The sequence below is a fragment of the Streptomyces sp. NPDC002032 genome (genome assembly GCF_042890765.1).
In the GTDB taxonomy this organism is placed as follows: Bacteria; Actinomycetota; Actinomycetes; order Streptomycetales; family Streptomycetaceae; genus Streptomyces.
On the sequence record NZ_JBIASM010000002.1, the window covers coordinates 390,408 to 405,940 of the forward strand.

Genomic DNA, 15,533 nt, shown 5'->3' on the forward strand with positions numbered 1-15,533 from the left:
GGCCCATGACTGTCCTTGCGCACCACACCGACACCCTGACCCGGGACGCACTCGCCGTCCTCCAGCCGGGCTTCGAGGGCACCACCGCCCCCGCCTGGGTGCTGCGCCTCGTCGGCGAAGGCCTCGCCTCCGTCGGCCTGTTCGGCCGCAACATCGTCACCGCCGGCCAGCTCGCCGCGCTGACCGCGCAGCTGCGCGCCGAGCGGGACGACGTCCTCGTCGCCATCGACGAAGAGGGCGGCGACGTCACCCGCCTGGAGGTCAGGGACGGTTCGTCCTTCCCCGGCAACCTGGCCCTCGGCGCCGTCGACGACACCGTGCTGACCCGCGAGGTGGCCCGCGAGCTGGGCCGCCGACTCGCCGAGTGCGGGGTCAACCTCAACTGGGCGCCGTCCGCGGACGTCAACTCCAACCCCGACAACCCGGTCATCGGCGTCCGTTCCTTCGGCGCCGACACCGCGCTCGCCGCCCGGCACACCGCCGCGTACGTCGAGGGCCTCCAGGCCGCCGGCGTCGCCGCCTGCACCAAGCACTTCCCGGGCCACGGCGACACCAACGTCGACTCCCACCACGCGCTGCCCCGCATCGACGTGGACCTGGACACCCTCCAGATCCGCGAACTGGTCCCCTTCAAGGCGGCCATCGAGGCCGGCAGCAAGGCCGTCATGAGCGCGCACATCCTGGTGCCCGCCCTGGACCCGACCCGCCCGGCCACGCTCAGCCCGCAGATCCTGACCGGCCTGCTGCGCAAGGAGCTCGGCTACGAGGGCCTCATCGTCACCGACGGCATGGAGATGAACGCCATCGCCGGGACGTACGGCATCGAGCGCGGCTCGGTGCTGGCCATCGCGGCCGGCGCCGACGCGATCTGCGTCGGCGGGGGACTGGCCGACGAGGGGACCGTCCTCGGCCTGCGGGACGCCCTCGTGGCCGCCGTACGCGAGGGCACGCTCCCGGAGGAACGGCTCGCCGACGCCGCCGCCCGGGTGCGTGCCCTCGCCGCGTGGGCCCGCCCCCGGATCCGGCCGGACGCGCGACCGGAGGGGAGCCGCGCGTCCGGCATCGGCCTGACGGCGGCCCGCCGCGCCCTGTCCGTCTCGGGCACGGCGGCCCCCGTGTCCGCCCCGTACGTGGCCACGCTCGCCCCCGTCGCGAACATCGCGGTGGGCGACGAGACCCCGTGGGGGGTGGCCGCGGAGCTCGCCGCCCTGGTCCCGGGCACCGAGTCGGGCGTGTACCCCGAGGGCTCCGGCGCGGGCGAGGTGCTGGCCGACGCGGGGGAGCGTACGGTCGTCGCCGTGGTCCGCGACGCCCACCGCCACCCCTGGATGACCGAGGTCCTGGACGCGCTCGTGGCGGCCCGGCCCGCCACCGTGGTCGTCGAGATGGGCGTCCCGCGGGCCGAGCCGCGCGGAGCCCTGTACGTCGCCACCCACGGTGCCTCCCGCGTCTGCGGGCAGGCCGCCGCCGAGGTCATCGCGGGCGGGACCGGGGGCTAGGCCGGCGCCGGGCACCCGTCACGGGGGTGGCCCGGCGCCGTCCGTCCGGTACGGCCACGCGGAAAGGGCCGGGCCCCCGAGGAGGGGGGCCCGGCCCTTTCCGTACGCCGGTGCGCCGGCGTACGGAACGCGCCTCGCGCCTACAGGCCCTGCCAGGCCGGCTTGTTGGCGAAGGTGTGGCGGAAGTAGTCGGCCAGCTTCAGCTTCGAGGCGGCCGCCTCGTCCACGACGACCGTGGCGTGCCGGTGCAGCTGGAGCGCGGACGCGGGGACCAGCGCGGACAGCGGGCCCTCGACGGTCTGCGCGACGGCCTCGGCCTTGCCCTCGCCGGTGGCCAGCAGGACCAGGTGGCGGGCGTCCAGGATGGTGCCGATGCCCTGGGTGATGACGTGGTGCGGCACCTGGTCTATGTCGTCCTCGAAGAAGCGCGCGTTGTCGACGCGGGTCTGCTCCGTCAGCGTCTTGATCCGGGTGCGGGAGGCCAGCGACGAGCAGGGCTCGTTGAAGCCGATGTGGCCGTCCGTGCCGATGCCCAGCAGCTGGAGGTCCACCCCGCCGGCGGCGGCGAGCGCCTGGTCGTAGGCCACGCAGGCGGCCTGGACGTCGGCGGCGGAGCCGTCGGGGCCCATGAAGGAGGCCTCCGTCAGCCCGAGCGGCTCGACGACCTCGCGCAGCACGACGGCGCGGTAGGACTCGGGGTGCCCGGCCGGCAGGCCGACGTACTCGTCGAGCTGGCAGATCCGCGCGTTGGAGGCGTCGACCTCGCCGGCCGCGACCTTGGCGGCGAGGGCTTCGTAGATGGGCAGCGGGGTCGAGCCGGTCGCCACGCCCAGCAGGGCGTCGGGCTTGCGGCGGACCAGGGCGGCCATGGCCTCCGCGATGAGCTCGCCGCCTGCCTTGGCGTCCGGGACGATGACAACTTCCACGCGGGGCCTGCCGATCTGAGAGAGGTGGGGACACTTGTGGTATAGACCAATCTAGCAGAGCCCGCCCGCCCGTGGCGGGCCCTCGCCCGCATCCGTCCGGCCGCCCGCCCGTCCGCTTCCCCCTCCATGGTGGTCCCGTTCGCCGCTGCTCGCCCGCCCGGCCGGGAGCGGCGGCCCGGGGCCGTCTAGGCGGGCTGGAGGGCCAGCTGGAGGCCGCCGGTGGCGTCCAGGTGCTGACCCGTCACCCAGCGGGAGTCCGGCGAGGCCAGGAACGCCACCACGTCGGCGACCTCGGCGGCCGTGCCGACCCGGCCGAAGACGGACCGCGAGGCCGCGTGCGCGCGGGCCGCCGGGTCGGCGAGCCAGGCCGCGTTCAGGTCGGTCTCGGTGATCCCGGGGCCCACCGAGTTGACGGTGATGCCGCGCGGGGCGAGGGCGGCCGCCAGGGACACCGTCAGCGCGTTCACCGCACCCTTGGCCATGATCGTGGCCAGGATGGCCGGCAGGGCGAGGGCGGGGGTCCCGGTCACGTTGACGATCCGCCCGCCGTCGCGCAGCCGCTCCAGCCCGTGCTTGATCACGAAGAACGGGGCCTGCGCGTTGAGTGCCTGGATCCGCTGGAAGGTCTCCTCGTCCGTCTCCTCGATGCCCGCGAAGGCCGCCGCCCCCGCGTTGTTCACGAGCACGTCCACCCGCTCCGTGGCCAGCGGATGGGCCTCGTACGCCGCCCAGAGCGCCCGCGCGTCCCCCGGCACCCCCAGCTCCGCCCGGAGGGCGAAGGCCCGGCCCCCGGCCGCCCCGATCGCCTCCACCGCCTCCCGCGCGGCCGCCTCGTTGTGCCCGTAGTGCACCGCGACCAGCGCCCCGTCCCGCGCCAGCCGCTCCGCCACCGCCCGGCCGATCCCCCTGCTGCCGCCCGTGACCAGTGCCGTCTTCCCCTTGAGCACGCCCATGACGCGCCCCCCTTCAGCATTCGCTAGTGGTCGTTACAGAAGGGACCGTAGCAGATTCCCTAACGACCGCTATAGAATCGGGTCCATGGTGACCGGACAGCGTGGCAGGCCCCGTTCCTTCGACCGGGAAGCCGCCCTGGAGAAGGCGATGCTCACCTTCTGGGAGCACGGCTACGAGGCGACGTCCATCGCCGACCTGACCCGGACCCTGGGCATCGGCGCGCCCAGCCTCTACGCCGCCTTCGGTGACAAGCGCAAGCTCTTCGACGAGGTCGTGGTCGTCTACGGGGGCCGCTACGCGGACTTCGTGAGCGTCGCGCTGTCCGAGGAGCCCACCGCCCGCGCGGCCATCGCCCGCATCCTGCACGAGGCCGCCGAGATCTACACCGACCCCGCCCACCCGCCGGGCTGCATGGTGATCAGCGCGGCGGTCAACACCACCTCGCGGGAGGTGGCCGACGCCCTGCGCGAGCGGCGCACCGCCAATCTGGAGGTCTTCGAGCGCCGCATCCGGGCCGGCATCGCCACCGGGGAGCTGCCCGCGGACACCGACGCCCGCGCGCTGGCCCGCTATGCCGGGGCCGTGCTCCAGGGGATGTCGCAGCAGTCGCGCGACGGGGCGGGCAGGGAGGAGCTGGAAGCGGTGGCGGCGCTGGCGATGCGCGGCTGGCCCGCGTAGTCCGGGCGGCAGCGGCCGGTCAGCGGCCCGGGCGGTGGTCGGGCGGTAGCCGGCCGGTACGGAATTCCAGCGGGCATTCACTGCGGCGGGCGGGGAATTCGATCAGGGAATTCGACCCGCGCCGCACACGTTCCGCGACAGATCATTTCCTCTGGGCCACGGTGCTGGACGGGACCCTCAGCCCGCCCGGCACCGTAGCCCGGAGTACTTACGGCCGACGGGTGTGCGGTTCCCGACGGCCGGTTGGGAGGTGCCTGCGCGGTCAGGGCAGAGCGCGCGGTTACCTCTATCCGTCCTCCTGTGCGGGGAGGGCGGAAGCCTGATGCAATTGTGGACTAGACCAATCTGTTCTGTCCATCCAATGACGCGGTCCGCAATCCCGTCACTTCCTCCAACAGTACGCGGACAGGGCCCCTCCTGGGTACTCCTGGGTATTGGCCGTGGGAAAAGTCATCCCCGTACCCGGGGTACGCTCGCCAGGTGCCCTCCATGAACGACCTCGTACGCCAGCACACCGCTCTCAGTGAAACCGACCTGGAGTGGCTCCACCTGCTGGTCTCGGAGTGGCAGCTGCTCTCCGACCTCTCCTTCGCCGACCTCGTGCTCTGGGTGCCCACCCTCGACGGCACCAGGTACGTCTCGGTCGCGCAGATGCGGCCGAACACCGGCCCCACCTCGTACCAGGACGACATGGTCGGCCACCTGGTGCCCCGCGGCCGCCGCCCGCTGCTCGACGCCGCCCTCGACGAGGGCCGCATCGTGCGCGAGGGTGACCCTGAGTGGCGGGAGGAGGTCCCGGTGCGCGTCGAGTCGATCCCCGTGCGCCGCGAGGGCCGGGTGCTCGGCGTCATCGCCCGCAACACCAACCTGCTCACCGTGCGTACACCGAGCCGGCTGGAGCTGACCTACCTCCAGTCCGCCTCCGACCTCGCCCAGATGATCGCCGCGGGCTCCTTCCCCTTCCCCGGCCAGCAGGTCGACATGGACGCCTCCCCGCGCGCCGGAGACGGCCTGATGCGGCTCGACGCCGACGGCGTGGTGACGTACGCGTCCCCCAACGCGCTCTCCGCCTACCACCGTCTCGGCCTCGCCTCGGACCTGGTCGGCCAGCACCTGGGCACCACCACCTCCGAACTGGCCCCCACCCGGGGCCCGGTGGACGAGGCGATCGTGAAGCTGGCGAGCGGCTGGGCCCCCCGGGAGACCGAAGTCGAGGGCAACGGCGGGGTCATCCAGCTGCGGGCCATCCCGCTCAAGCCCAAGGGGACCCGGATCGGTTCCCTCGTCCTGTGCCGCGACGTGACCGAACTGCGCCGTCGCGAACGTGAACTCATCACCAAGGACGCGACCATCCGGGAGATCCACCACCGGGTGAAGAACAACCTCCAGACCGTGGCGGCCCTCTTGCGGCTCCAGGCCCGGCGGATGGATTCGGAGACCGGCCGCGAGGCGCTGAACGAGGCGGTGCGCCGCGTCGGTTCGATCGCGATCGTGCACGAGACCCTGTCTCAGAACCTCGACGAGCGCGTGGAGTTCGACGAGATCGCCGACCGCGTGATCGCGATGGTCGCCGAGATCTCGCCCGGCAAGGTGAGCTGCCGGCGCACCGGCCGCTTCGGGATCCTGGACGCGGAGGTCGCCACTCCGCTGTCGATGGTGCTGACCGAGGTCCTGCAGAACGCCCTGGAGCACGCCTTCACACAGGGGGAGGGCGGCACCGTCGAGGTGTCCGCGACCCGCTCCGGCACCGGCCGCGCCGATGCCCGGCTGCTGATCACGGTGCTCGACGACGGCTGCGGCCTGCCCGAGGGCTTCGACCCCCAGCGGGCGGGCAACCTCGGGCTGCAGATCGTACGGACCCTCGTGGAGGGGGAGCTCGGCGGCACCTTCGACATGGTCCGGGCCGAGCCGCGCGGCACCCGGGTCGTCCTCGACATACCGGCGAGCCCACAGAAGTAGCCGGCGCGAGCCACCCCGCCTCCGTCACTCCACGTGACGGGCACAGCACTGAGCCCCGGACCGAAGGTTCTCGGTCCGGGGCTCAAGAGCACGTTGCTGAGCGCTTATACGGTTACTACGCGCTGCGGCTCGAGGCTCGAAAGTCGATGTCAGGCGGTGGCGTTGCGCGCCCGATTGCGAGCGGCGCGGCGCTTCATCGCGCGGCGCTCGTCCTCGCTGAGACCGCCCCAGACGCCGGAGTCCTGACCGGACTCGAGCGCCCACTGCAGGCACTGCTCCATGACGGGGCAGCGGCGGCAGACGGCCTTGGCTTCCTCGATCTGCAGCAGCGCAGGACCGGTGTTGCCGATGGGGAAGAAGAGCTCGGGGTCTTCCTCGCGGCAAACGGCGTTGTGACGCCAGTCCATGGCTGCTCCATCTCCTTGTATTGCGGGCAGGTTGCTTGTGAATGTGAACGCTTTCACGAATCCCCCCGTGAGGGAAGGGCCGACCTCCAGTTGCCTGGTGGGGTCCGAAGATTCGTGGAGGGGTTCTGGCGGTCTGTATGGGTGCCGGGTTCTGCGGGCTGTCCCGATCGCCATGTAGAGATTCGCAAACCTCGGACGGGGATACAACCCCTTCCGGAAAGTTTTTTTGGATTCGTCGGTGTCGACTAGGTCACAGCCCTAGTTCCTAGGGGTGGACCGGCGTGTAAACGTTCGAGTGAAAGGACTTTGGGGCCTTCCACTCACACAATCACACGCAGTGCACGGCGTACGCCTGTGAACCGAACGCTGGTGCGCAGTCCCAGGTGGTCCCCGTCCATCTGGAAGGGGAGGGGAACCTTCGAATGCAAGGTGAAGTCGGTCAGATCGTGCAGAGACACCGCGTGCTTGCCGTGCGGACCGCGCTCAGGAGTCGAGGTCAGGAGCTGCGTGGCGTACCGGGCGACCGCCGGAGTTGACAAACGGTCGAGCGCCAATACGTCAAGCGCGGTATCGAACGACGCGTCCGGAGAGGCGTAAAGCGGACGATTGCCGAGGTACGTCCACGGCGAGGTGTTGCAGACTATCGACAGCACCAGATCCGTCACCGGATCCGCGCCGGGCTGTTCCAGGGTGATCGTCCCGCGCCGGCGGTTCGGCTCCTCCCAGAACTGCCGCATCAGCTGTCGTACGTACAGTGCGTGCGTCGAACGCTTGCCGCGTTCGCGCTGCTGCTCGACCCGCCCCACCACGCCCGCGTCGAAGCCGAAACCCGCGCAGAAGGTGAACCAGCGCGCCGGTACCGACTCGTCCTCGGTGCCCGGTGTCCCCGCGGCCAGACCCAGGCCCACCGTCCGCTCGCGCTGCTCGCGCAGCGCGTCGAGCAGGGCGCCGGTCGCCTCCACCGAATCGTTCGGCAGTCCGAGGGCGCGCGCGAACACGTTCGTCGAGCCGCCCGGCACCACCGCGAGCCGCGGCAGCCGCTCCGGATCGGGCCCCTCGTGCAGCAGACCGTTGACGACCTCGTTCACGGTGCCGTCGCCGCCCAGCGCCACCACGAGGTCCACCCCGTCGTGCGCGGCCTTGCGGCCCAGGTCGCGGGCGTGCCCCCGGTACTCGGTGGTGACCGCCTCCAGCTTCATCTCGCTGGCCAGCGCGTGGGTCAGGACGTCGCGCGTGCGCGCACTGGTCGTCGTCGCTGCTGGGTTGGCCACGAGAAGTGCACGCATGAGCGCCAGAGTACCCACCCCGTCATATGCGATCGCTATCGACCGTACCGCCGGCGCCCCGCGGCACCCGACTACGCTGCTGGGGTGAGCAAAGAGCCGACCCCCCGCACCCCCGCCGCCGACCCGACCGCGGGCGCCGCGTCCGCAGCGCCGCTGCCCGGACGGCTGACCGCCGCCGCGGTGCTCACCGCCCTGGAGGGCCTGGCCCTGGCCGGGCTCGGCGTCTACATGCTGTTCGTCGGCATCGCCGGCCACCCCGACTCCCCGCAGCAGGCCGAGACCGGGGGCCTCACCCTGCTCGGGCTCGCCGTGCTCCCGCTGGTCGCGGCGCGCGGACTGCGCCGGGGCCGCCGCTGGAGCCGCGGCCCGGCACTGATCACCCAGCTGATGGCGCTGCCGGTGGCCTGGACGCTGTGGAACACCGGCGGCGCCGTACGGATCGCCGCCGCCGCCCTGGCCCTGGCCGCGGTGGCCGTCGCCGCGCTCCTGGTGAACCCGACGGCGACCGAGGCGCTCGGCATCGGGCCCGCGGACCAGGCCCGATAGTCCGCTACTCCTGTGCCGCCAATCCGCTCTTCCGCTATTCCTCCACGAGGAGCTTGTCGCGGAGCTGGGCCAGGGTGCGGGCCAGCAGGCGCGAGACGTGCATCTGCGAGATGCCGACCTCCTGCGCGATCTGCGACTGGGTCATGTTGCCGAAGAAGCGGAGCAGGAGGATGCGCTTCTCGCGCGGCGGGAGCCCCTCCAGCAGCGGCTTGAGGGACTCGCGGTACTCGACGCCCTCCAGCGCTTCGTCCTCCGAGCCCAGCGTGTCCGCGACGGCCGGCGACTCGTCGTCGGTGTCCGGGACGTCCAGGGAGAGCGTGCTGTAGGCATTGGCCGATTCCAGCCCCTCCAGCACCTCCTCCTCGGAGATCCCGAGCCGCTCCGCCAGCTCGTGCACCGTGGGCGAGCGGCCGTGTTGCTGCGACAGCTCCGCCGTGGCCGTGGTCAGCGAGAGCCGCAGCTCCTGGAGGCGCCGGGGCACCCGTACCGCCCAGCCCTTGTCACGGAAGTGCCGCTTGATCTCGCCGACCACGGTGGGCGTGGCGTACGTCGAGAACTCGACCCCGCGGTCCGGGTCGAACCGGTCCACCGACTTGATCAGGCCGATGGTGGCGACCTGCGTCAGGTCGTCCAGCGGCTCGCCCCGGTTGCGGAACCGCCGCGCCAGGTGCTCGACCAGCGGCAGGTGCATCCGGACCAGCCGGTTGCGCAGCTCCGCCCGCTGCGGCGAACCCTCGGGCAGCTCGCGCAGCTCGAAGAACAGGGCCCGTGCGCCGCTGCGGTCCCGCGGATCCGGCAGCGCGGCCGGAGCCGGGGCCGGGGCCGTGGCAGCCGCGGCCGGTGGCTGCGCTGGTTGTGCTTCCTCGTGCTGGTTCTCGCTCACAGGGCCCGCCCGTCGCTCCGCCGAGTCCAAAAAGCCGTCTTCCGCATCCGCGTCAGCCGGGTGCGGCCGGGCGTGCTGCTGTTCCGGGATGCCCCCGTCGACCTCGTGCCGTACCCGGGGCCGATCCCCGCCCCGCACCGGGATCTCCCCGCCGCTCACGCCGGGCCTGGCCCCGCGCCGCGCTGTTTGTAGAGGCTGATGCTCACTGTCTTGTTCTCCTCGACCGTCGCCTCGACCTTGCCGGCCAGCGCCGACAGGACCGTCCACGCGAACGTGTCGCGCTCCGGGGCGCGCCCGTCGGTGGTCGGTGCCGACACGGTCACTTCCAGCGAATCGTCGATCAGCCGGAAGACGCAGCTGAGGACGGAGCCGGGCACGGCCTGCTGGAGCAGGATCGCGCAGGCCTCGTCCACCGCGATGCGGAGGTCCTCGATCTCGTCGAGGGTGAAGTCCAAACGTGCCGCGAGGCCGGCCGTGGCCGTTCGCAGCACCGACAGGTAGGCACCCGCAGCGGGCAGCCGGACTTCCACGAAGTCCTGGGTCCCGGGCTCGCCTGCGATCTGGGACACCCTCACCTCCAAGGTGGTACGAGCTCTGTTCGCCGGTGACGCTATCGCGATCCGGGCGATCGTGTCGCGGCACCCCTCGTGGCGCCCGTTTTGGGAGCGCCCCGGCCGGGCTCGGCCTCTGTCGGGTGACTGATGGTAAGCCCTCGGGTACGCACAGTGGCTAGGGGTGTGCGGGCCCAATTCGGGGGAACCGGCGGAGGGTTGACCTACCCCGCTTCAGACGATCGAACCGTGGACAAAACACCACCGCCAGCTCTCGCCCTGTTCGAAGCTCCGCATCACCGGATGGCCGGTTGCCTCGTGGTGCGCGGTGGCGTGCCGGTACGGGGAGGAGTCGCAGCAGGCCACGTACCCGCACTGGAGGCACATCCGCAACTGCACGGGATGACTTCCCAGCGCCTCACATTCCGGGCAGGTCGGAGCATGCGGGACAGGCTCGGGGCGCGGCAGTTCGGCAACGTGGGTGCACTCGCTCATGATGGCCAGCGTACGGCCGGGCGATGAGTGGGGATGGGATCGGCATGGAGGTATTGCCGCTGGTGGCGCTGGTGGCGGGGAGCGCCGCCGTGGCGGGGCTGGCGCGGCGGACGCCGGTGCCCGCGCCGCTGCTGCTGGTCGCCGTCGGACTGATCGCGGCGTACGTGCCGGGGCTGCCCTCGTACACGCTCGACCCGCACATCGTGCTGCCGCTGCTGCTGCCGCCGCTGCTGCACACGGCCGCGGTGGACAGCTCGTACCTGGACCTGCGGGCCAACGCGCGGCCGATCGCGATGCTGTCGGTGGGGTACGTGCTCTTCGCGACGCTGGCCGTCGGGTGGGTGGCCTACATGGTGGTGCCGGGGCTGACGCCGCCGGTGGCCCTGGTACTGGGCGCAGTGATCGCCCCGCCGGACGCGGTCGCGGCGACGGCGATCGCCCGCAAGCTCGGGCTGCCGAACCGGATCACGACGATCCTGCAGGGCGAGTCCCTGGTGAACGACGCCACGGCCATCACCGCCTACAAGGTGGCCCTGGCCGCCGCGGTGGGGACCGGCGTCGGCTGGGCGGGCGGGATCGCGGAGTTCCTGCTGGCCTCGGTGGGCGGGGTCGGCGTGGGTCTGCTGCTGATGGTGCCGATCCACCAGCTGCGCAAGCGCCTGAAGGAGCCGCTGCTCCAGAACACCCTGTCGCTGCTGATCCCCTTCGTGGCGTACGCGGCGGCCGAACGGGTGCACGCGTCGGGGGTGCTGGCGGTGGTGGTGGTCGCGCTGTACCTGGGGCACCGCAACTGGCAGGTGGACTTCGCGACGCGGCTCCAGGAGGAGGCGGTGTGGAAGGTGGTCTCCTTCGTGCTGGAGTCGGTGGTCTTCGCGCTGATCGGGCTCCAGCTGCCGGTGGTCCTCAAGGGGCTGGGCGAGTACGAGGTCCTCGCCGCGGCCGGGTACGCGCTGGTGGTGTTCCTCGCGGTGGTCGTGTCCCGCTACCTGTGGGTGTTCCCGGCGACCTTCGTACCGCGCTGGTTCTCGGAGCGGATCCGGCAGCGGGAGCCGGACACCGACTGGAAGGCGCCGGTGATCGTGGGGTGGGCCGGGATGCGCGGGGTGGTCTCGCTGGCGATCGCCTTCTCGGTGCCGATGAGCGTGCCGCACCGCAACCTCATCCTCTTCCTCACCTTCACGACGGTCATCGGGACCCTGGTCGTGCAGGGGCTCACCCTGCCGCCGCTGATCCGGGCGCTGAAGCTGCCGGTGAAGGACCAGCAGGCGGAGACCCTGGCGGAGGCGCAGGCGCAGAGCGAGGCCTCGCGGGCGGCGGAGGAGCGGCTGACGGAGCTGTTGGAGTCCCCGGCGAACAGCTCGTTGCCGCCGCCGCTGGTGGACCGGCTGCGGACGGTCCTGGAGCGGCGGCGCAACGCGGTGTGGGAGCGGCTGGGGGAGGTCAACCCGCTGACGGGGGAGTCGGCGGACGACGTCTACCGGCGGCTCGCGCGGGAGATGATCGAGGCCGAGCGGGAGGTGTTCGTGTCCCTGCGCGACCGGCGCCGGATCGACGACGAGATGCTGCGGGGGCTGCTGCGCAGGCTGGACCTGGAGGAGGCGGCCGCCTACCGGGAGGAGACGTAGCGCCGCCCGGCGACGCCTACGGCCGGCCCGTGACGACCGCCGCGAGGGCGGTGCCGCGGGGGAAGGCGCCGGCTTCGGCCAGGGCGGTGAGGGCCCAGAGGAGCTTCGCCACGTAGACGCGTTCCACCGGGAGGCCGTGGCGGGCGGCGAAGTCGGCGGCGAAGGCGTCCAGGGCCGCCGGGACGCGGGCGTAGCCGCCGTGGTCGAAGCCCTCGGCCAGGCTCCAGTCGCCGGCCGGGCCGCCGAAGGCCGCCGCCTGGAGGGAACGTATCTCCGCGCCGAGGAAGCCCCCGGCCAGGACCGGTACGCCCAGCGCCCGCTGGGCGGGGGCCAGGCCGGCCGCGAGACCGGCCAGGGTGCCGCCCGTACCGCAGGCCACCGCCGCCACGTCGCAGGTGCCGCGCAGCTCGCGGCCGAGTTCCGCGCAGCCCTCCAGGGCCAGGGCGTTGCTGCCGCCCTCGGGGATCAGGTGGGCGCCGGCCGCCCCGGCGGACTCCAGCAGGCGGGCCAGGGTCGCGGGCTCGGCCTTGCGGCGGTAGTCGGCGCGGGTCGCGAAGTGCAGCCGCATGCCGTCGGCCGCACAGCGGGCGAGGGAGTCGTTGAGGGGCCGCCCGGCCAGCTCGTCCCCGCGGACGATGCCGACCGTGCCGAGGCCGAGCAGCCGGCCGGCCGCGGCGGTGGCCCGCAGGTGGTTGGAGTAGGCGCCGCCGAAGGTGACCAGCCGGTCCTGGCCGGCCGCCAGGGCGGCCCGGAGGTTGGGCGCGAGCTTGCGCCACTTGTTGCCGGGCAGCTCCGGGTGCACGAGGTCGTCCCGCTTCAGGAGCAGCCGCACGCCGTACCGCTCGAACCGCTCGTCGCGGACCTCCCGCAACGGGGAGGGCGGGCGCGGGCGCAGGAGCTGGTCGAGGTTCACGGGACGGTCCACCCGTCCATTGTGGGGCGCTCCCGTCGCTCCCGCCGCTGCCGTGGCTCCCGTCCCCGCCGTCGCGGCCGGGGCCCGGGCTTCGGTTACTTGAGGCGTTCGGCCACGCGGGCCCGCATGGAGTCCATCGTGAAGCCCTTCGGGTCGATCTTCCCGGGCTGCCATTCGAGGTGGCCGATGACCGAGCGCGAGCCCCAGTCGTGGACCCGGCAGACGGCGGCGGCCGCGCGGGCGATGGCGTCGAGCTGGACGGCCGGCCAGGGGTCCTCGCCGTCGCCGAGGTTCACGCACTCGAAGCCGTAGAAGTGGCGGTTGCCGTCGGTGTCGGCGTGGTGGTCCGGGGGGAGGCGCCGTTCGGCGATCACGGCCGCCAGGACGTCGGAGTCTCCGGCTCCGGCGTGGTTGGCGCGGCCGTACCCGACGAGGTGGACGTGGCCGTCCTTGGTGATGACGCCGTGGCAGAGCGGGCCGGGCAGCTCGGAGTCCCCGTCGCGGCAGAGCTGCACGCTGTAGTCGGTGCCCTGGGTGACGGTGTGGTGGATCATCACTCCGTTCACCGGTCCCCAGGGGCCCTTGTGGTTGCGGTTGTGCGTGCGCCAGTTGCCGACCTCGACGACGGTGAGGCCTTCGGCGCGCAAGGCGGCGAGGAACCGGTCAGCGGACATGGGTGCGGACATGGCCGCCTCCTTCGTGCGGTGCGTACCGGACACCCTGTGTGTTCGGCTCGTTACGTACCGGTGTAATGGAGGCAGCCGTTCCGCCGCTAGGGCCTTCGTACGGTGTGCGAGCGGATCCGGCCAGCGGGCGCGGTTCAGGCCGAGGCGAGCCAGAGGTCCGGTCCGAAGACCTCGTAGTGGATGTCCGAGGCCGGGACCCCCCTGGCGATCAGCTGCGCGCGCACCGCCCGCATGAAGGGGAGCGGGCCGCACAGGTAGGCCTGGGTGCCGGGGGCGAGGGGGACGGACTCCAGGTCGAGCAGGCCGGTGGCGTCGCCCGGCCCGGCGCCGGCCTCGTACCAGAAGCGGGCCGAGGCGTCGGGGAGCTTGTGGGTCAGCGCCCGGTGGTCCGAGCGCAGCGCGTGGTCGGCGGGGCTGCGGTCGGCGTGCAGGACGGTGACCGGGGCGGCGTGCCCGGTGGCGGCGAGGTGTTCGAGCATCGACAGCATGGGGGTGCAGCCGATCCCGGCCGAGGCCAGCAGCACCGGCGCGGCCAGGTCCCGCAGCACGAGGTCGCCGTACGGGGCCGAGACGCGCAGGGTGTCGCCGGTGCGGACGGTGGCGTGCAGGTGGTGGGAGACCTCTCCGTGGGGGCCGCCGGCGGCCGGGCCGTGCACCCGCTTGACGGTGATCGAGCGGACCGGGGAGCCGGGGGCGCTGGAGAGGCTGTACTGGCGGATCTGGCGGGCGCCGTCGGGGAGTTCGACCTGGACGGAGACGTACTGGCCGGGCTTGAAGGAGGGCGCGGGCGCCCCGTCGGCGGGGACGAGGTGGAAGGTGGTGCAGTCCGCCGTCTCCTCGACGCGGGCGGCCACGGTCCACTCCCGCCAGACGTCGCCGGCGGTGACCCGCTGCTCGGCGTAGAGGCGTTCCTCCAGGGTGACGAGGGCGTTCGCCATCAGCCAGTAGACCTCGTCCCAGGCCTCGGCGACCTCGGGGGTGACGGCGTCGCCGAGCACCTCGGCGATGGCCTCGAAGAGGTGGCGGTGGACGACCGGGTACTGCTCGCGGGTGACGCCGAGGGAGGCGTGCTTGTGCGCGATGCGGCTCAGCATGACGTCGGGGCGGGTGTCCGGGTGGGCCACGAGGTGGGTGGCGAAGGCCGCGACCGAGCCGGCGAGGGCCTGCTTCTGGAGTCCGGTGTTCTGGTTGCCCCGGTTGAACAGGTCCCGGATCAGGGCCGGGTGGGCGGCGAAGAGCTTCGTGTAGAAGAGCTCCGCGATGTCGCCGATGGCCGCCCCGACGGCGGGCAGGGTGGCGCGTACGGTCGCGGCCGACTTCTCGGACAGCATGCGGAACTCCTCGTTTAATTGGCATCTGAGATGCGTATTTTTATCCGGGGGCATGGGCGTGCCGTGGTGCGTACGTTCGTTCGGAAGGCTTCCCCTCGTCAGCCTAGGCGGGGGGAGCGGCGCAACTAATCGGCCATCCGGCCCGGGAGTCCGGGACTTTCGGCCCGGCCTGCGGATCCGCCCGAAATGCCCAGCAGCAACGGCCCCGTCGGGGCCGCCACCAGCTCGTTCACCGTGAGCGGGTCCAGCGCCGCGAAGAACGCCTCCTGGGCCCGGCGCAGCGCGCCGCGCAGGACGCAGGCCCCGCGCAGCGGGCACGGCGCGGCGCCGTCGCAGTCCACGACGTCACCGGCGCCCTCCAGCTCGCGCACCAGCCCGCCGACCGGAGCGGCCCGGCCCGCGGCGGTCAGGGCGAGCCCGCCGCCCCGGCCCCGCCGCGCCTCGACCAGCCCGAGATGCTGCAGGCGGGCGACCACCTTGGCCGTGTGGGTGTACGGGACCTCCATGGTCGCCGCCACCTCCCGGGTGGTGGGGAGCTCCGTGTCCTCGACGGCCAGGCGCATCAGGACGCGCAGCGCCAGGTCCGTGAATCGGGTCAGCCGCATGCCGGCAGCCTAGAAAACTTGCATCACAGATACAACTTATGGACCGGGTGTGCGCGCCGTGGCTGGAACCGGCGGGGTGCGGGGAGGGTGCCGCGCGGCTGTTGAACTCCCTAGGTTGCCCAGACCCACACGGAGTAGTCCCACCCTTTTGTGTAATGGTCCCACCACGTTGCGTGCTGGAAGTGTTCC

The 15,533-nt window shown here is 72.6% G+C and carries 16 protein-coding genes; 5 read left to right on the forward strand and 11 right to left on the reverse strand.

Going from position 1 to position 15,533, the window contains the following annotated elements; genetic code table 11:
- Window positions 1-5: 5 nt before the first annotated feature.
- Complete coding sequence (locus tag ACFYYT_RS05935; protein ID WP_351819591.1) at window positions 6-1,499, forward strand: glycoside hydrolase family 3 protein; 1,494 nt, start codon at window positions 6-8, stop codon at window positions 1,497-1,499.
- A gap of 140 nt (window positions 1,500-1,639) precedes the next feature.
- Here ACFYYT_RS05935 and nagB read toward each other — a convergent pair whose 3' ends face one another.
- The gene (nagB, locus tag ACFYYT_RS05940) at window positions 1,640-2,425 is read right to left on the reverse strand and encodes a glucosamine-6-phosphate deaminase (RefSeq protein WP_351819588.1); all 786 of its coding nucleotides are present in this window, start codon (window positions 2,423-2,425) and stop codon (window positions 1,640-1,642) included.
- A gap of 185 nt (window positions 2,426-2,610) precedes the next feature.
- Window positions 2,611-3,378, reverse strand: coding sequence for an SDR family oxidoreductase (locus ACFYYT_RS05945; protein ID WP_351819586.1), 768 nt, complete (start codon window positions 3,376-3,378; stop codon window positions 2,611-2,613).
- Window positions 3,379-3,463: 85 nt separating this feature from the next.
- On the opposite strand from ACFYYT_RS05945, the gene ACFYYT_RS05950 reads away from it, so the two are divergent.
- Window positions 3,464-4,057 (forward strand): TetR/AcrR family transcriptional regulator, encoded by a 594-nt coding sequence (locus ACFYYT_RS05950; protein ID WP_351819583.1) that lies wholly within the window; start codon window positions 3,464-3,466, stop codon window positions 4,055-4,057.
- A 489-nt stretch (window positions 4,058-4,546) separates the two neighbouring features.
- Window positions 4,547-6,016, forward strand: coding sequence for a PAS domain-containing sensor histidine kinase (locus ACFYYT_RS05955; protein ID WP_351819580.1), 1,470 nt, complete (start codon window positions 4,547-4,549; stop codon window positions 6,014-6,016).
- Window positions 6,017-6,165: 149 nt separating this feature from the next.
- On the opposite strand, the gene ACFYYT_RS05960 is transcribed toward ACFYYT_RS05955, so the two are convergent.
- Window positions 6,166-6,423 (reverse strand): WhiB family transcriptional regulator, encoded by a 258-nt coding sequence (locus tag ACFYYT_RS05960; protein ID WP_004937597.1) that lies wholly within the window; start codon window positions 6,421-6,423, stop codon window positions 6,166-6,168.
- Window positions 6,424-6,743: 320 nt separating this feature from the next.
- Window positions 6,744-7,709 (reverse strand): diacylglycerol kinase family protein, encoded by a 966-nt coding sequence (locus ACFYYT_RS05965; protein WP_351819578.1) that lies wholly within the window; start codon window positions 7,707-7,709, stop codon window positions 6,744-6,746.
- Window positions 7,710-7,793: 84 nt separating this feature from the next.
- Between ACFYYT_RS05965 and ACFYYT_RS05970 the strand changes: the two genes are divergently transcribed.
- Window positions 7,794-8,255, forward strand: a complete 462-nt coding sequence (locus ACFYYT_RS05970; protein WP_385322043.1) for a hypothetical protein — start codon at window positions 7,794-7,796, stop codon at window positions 8,253-8,255.
- Window positions 8,256-8,289: 34 nt separating this feature from the next.
- Here ACFYYT_RS05970 and ACFYYT_RS05975 read toward each other — a convergent pair whose 3' ends face one another.
- From ACFYYT_RS05975 to ACFYYT_RS05985, 3 genes are all read right to left on the reverse strand, one after another.
- The gene (locus ACFYYT_RS05975) at window positions 8,290-9,276 is read right to left on the reverse strand and encodes an RNA polymerase sigma factor SigF (protein ID WP_351819575.1); all 987 of its coding nucleotides are present in this window, start codon (window positions 9,274-9,276) and stop codon (window positions 8,290-8,292) included.
- 17 nt (window positions 9,277-9,293) lie between these two features.
- The gene (locus tag ACFYYT_RS05980) at window positions 9,294-9,707 is read right to left on the reverse strand and encodes an anti-sigma regulatory factor (RefSeq protein WP_033218654.1); all 414 of its coding nucleotides are present in this window, start codon (window positions 9,705-9,707) and stop codon (window positions 9,294-9,296) included.
- A 216-nt stretch (window positions 9,708-9,923) separates the two neighbouring features.
- Complete coding sequence (locus ACFYYT_RS05985; protein WP_351819571.1) at window positions 9,924-10,184, reverse strand: UBP-type zinc finger domain-containing protein; 261 nt, start codon at window positions 10,182-10,184, stop codon at window positions 9,924-9,926.
- A 44-nt stretch (window positions 10,185-10,228) separates the two neighbouring features.
- Between ACFYYT_RS05985 and ACFYYT_RS05990 the strand changes: the two genes are divergently transcribed.
- Window positions 10,229-11,809 carry a Na+/H+ antiporter gene (locus ACFYYT_RS05990; RefSeq protein WP_351819568.1) on the forward strand — a complete coding sequence of 527 codons (1,581 nt, stop codon included), beginning with the start codon at window positions 10,229-10,231 and terminating at the stop codon, window positions 11,807-11,809.
- A gap of 16 nt (window positions 11,810-11,825) precedes the next feature.
- Here the strand turns inward: ACFYYT_RS05990 and ACFYYT_RS05995 are convergent, their stop codons facing one another.
- From ACFYYT_RS05995 to ACFYYT_RS06010, 4 genes are all read right to left on the reverse strand, one after another.
- Window positions 11,826-12,734: a pyridoxal-phosphate dependent enzyme gene (locus tag ACFYYT_RS05995; RefSeq protein WP_351819565.1), complete on the reverse strand. Its 909-nt coding sequence runs from the start codon at window positions 12,732-12,734 to the stop codon at window positions 11,826-11,828.
- Between the two features lie 83 nt (window positions 12,735-12,817).
- Complete coding sequence (locus tag ACFYYT_RS06000) at window positions 12,818-13,408, reverse strand: N-acetylmuramoyl-L-alanine amidase (RefSeq protein ID WP_351819562.1); 591 nt, start codon at window positions 13,406-13,408, stop codon at window positions 12,818-12,820.
- 134 nt (window positions 13,409-13,542) lie between these two features.
- Window positions 13,543-14,739, reverse strand: coding sequence for a globin domain-containing protein (locus tag ACFYYT_RS06005; protein ID WP_351819559.1), 1,197 nt, complete (start codon window positions 14,737-14,739; stop codon window positions 13,543-13,545).
- A 125-nt stretch (window positions 14,740-14,864) separates the two neighbouring features.
- The gene (locus ACFYYT_RS06010; protein WP_351819556.1) at window positions 14,865-15,344 is read right to left on the reverse strand and encodes an Rrf2 family transcriptional regulator; all 480 of its coding nucleotides are present in this window, start codon (window positions 15,342-15,344) and stop codon (window positions 14,865-14,867) included.
- Window positions 15,345-15,533 lie beyond the last annotated feature (189 nt).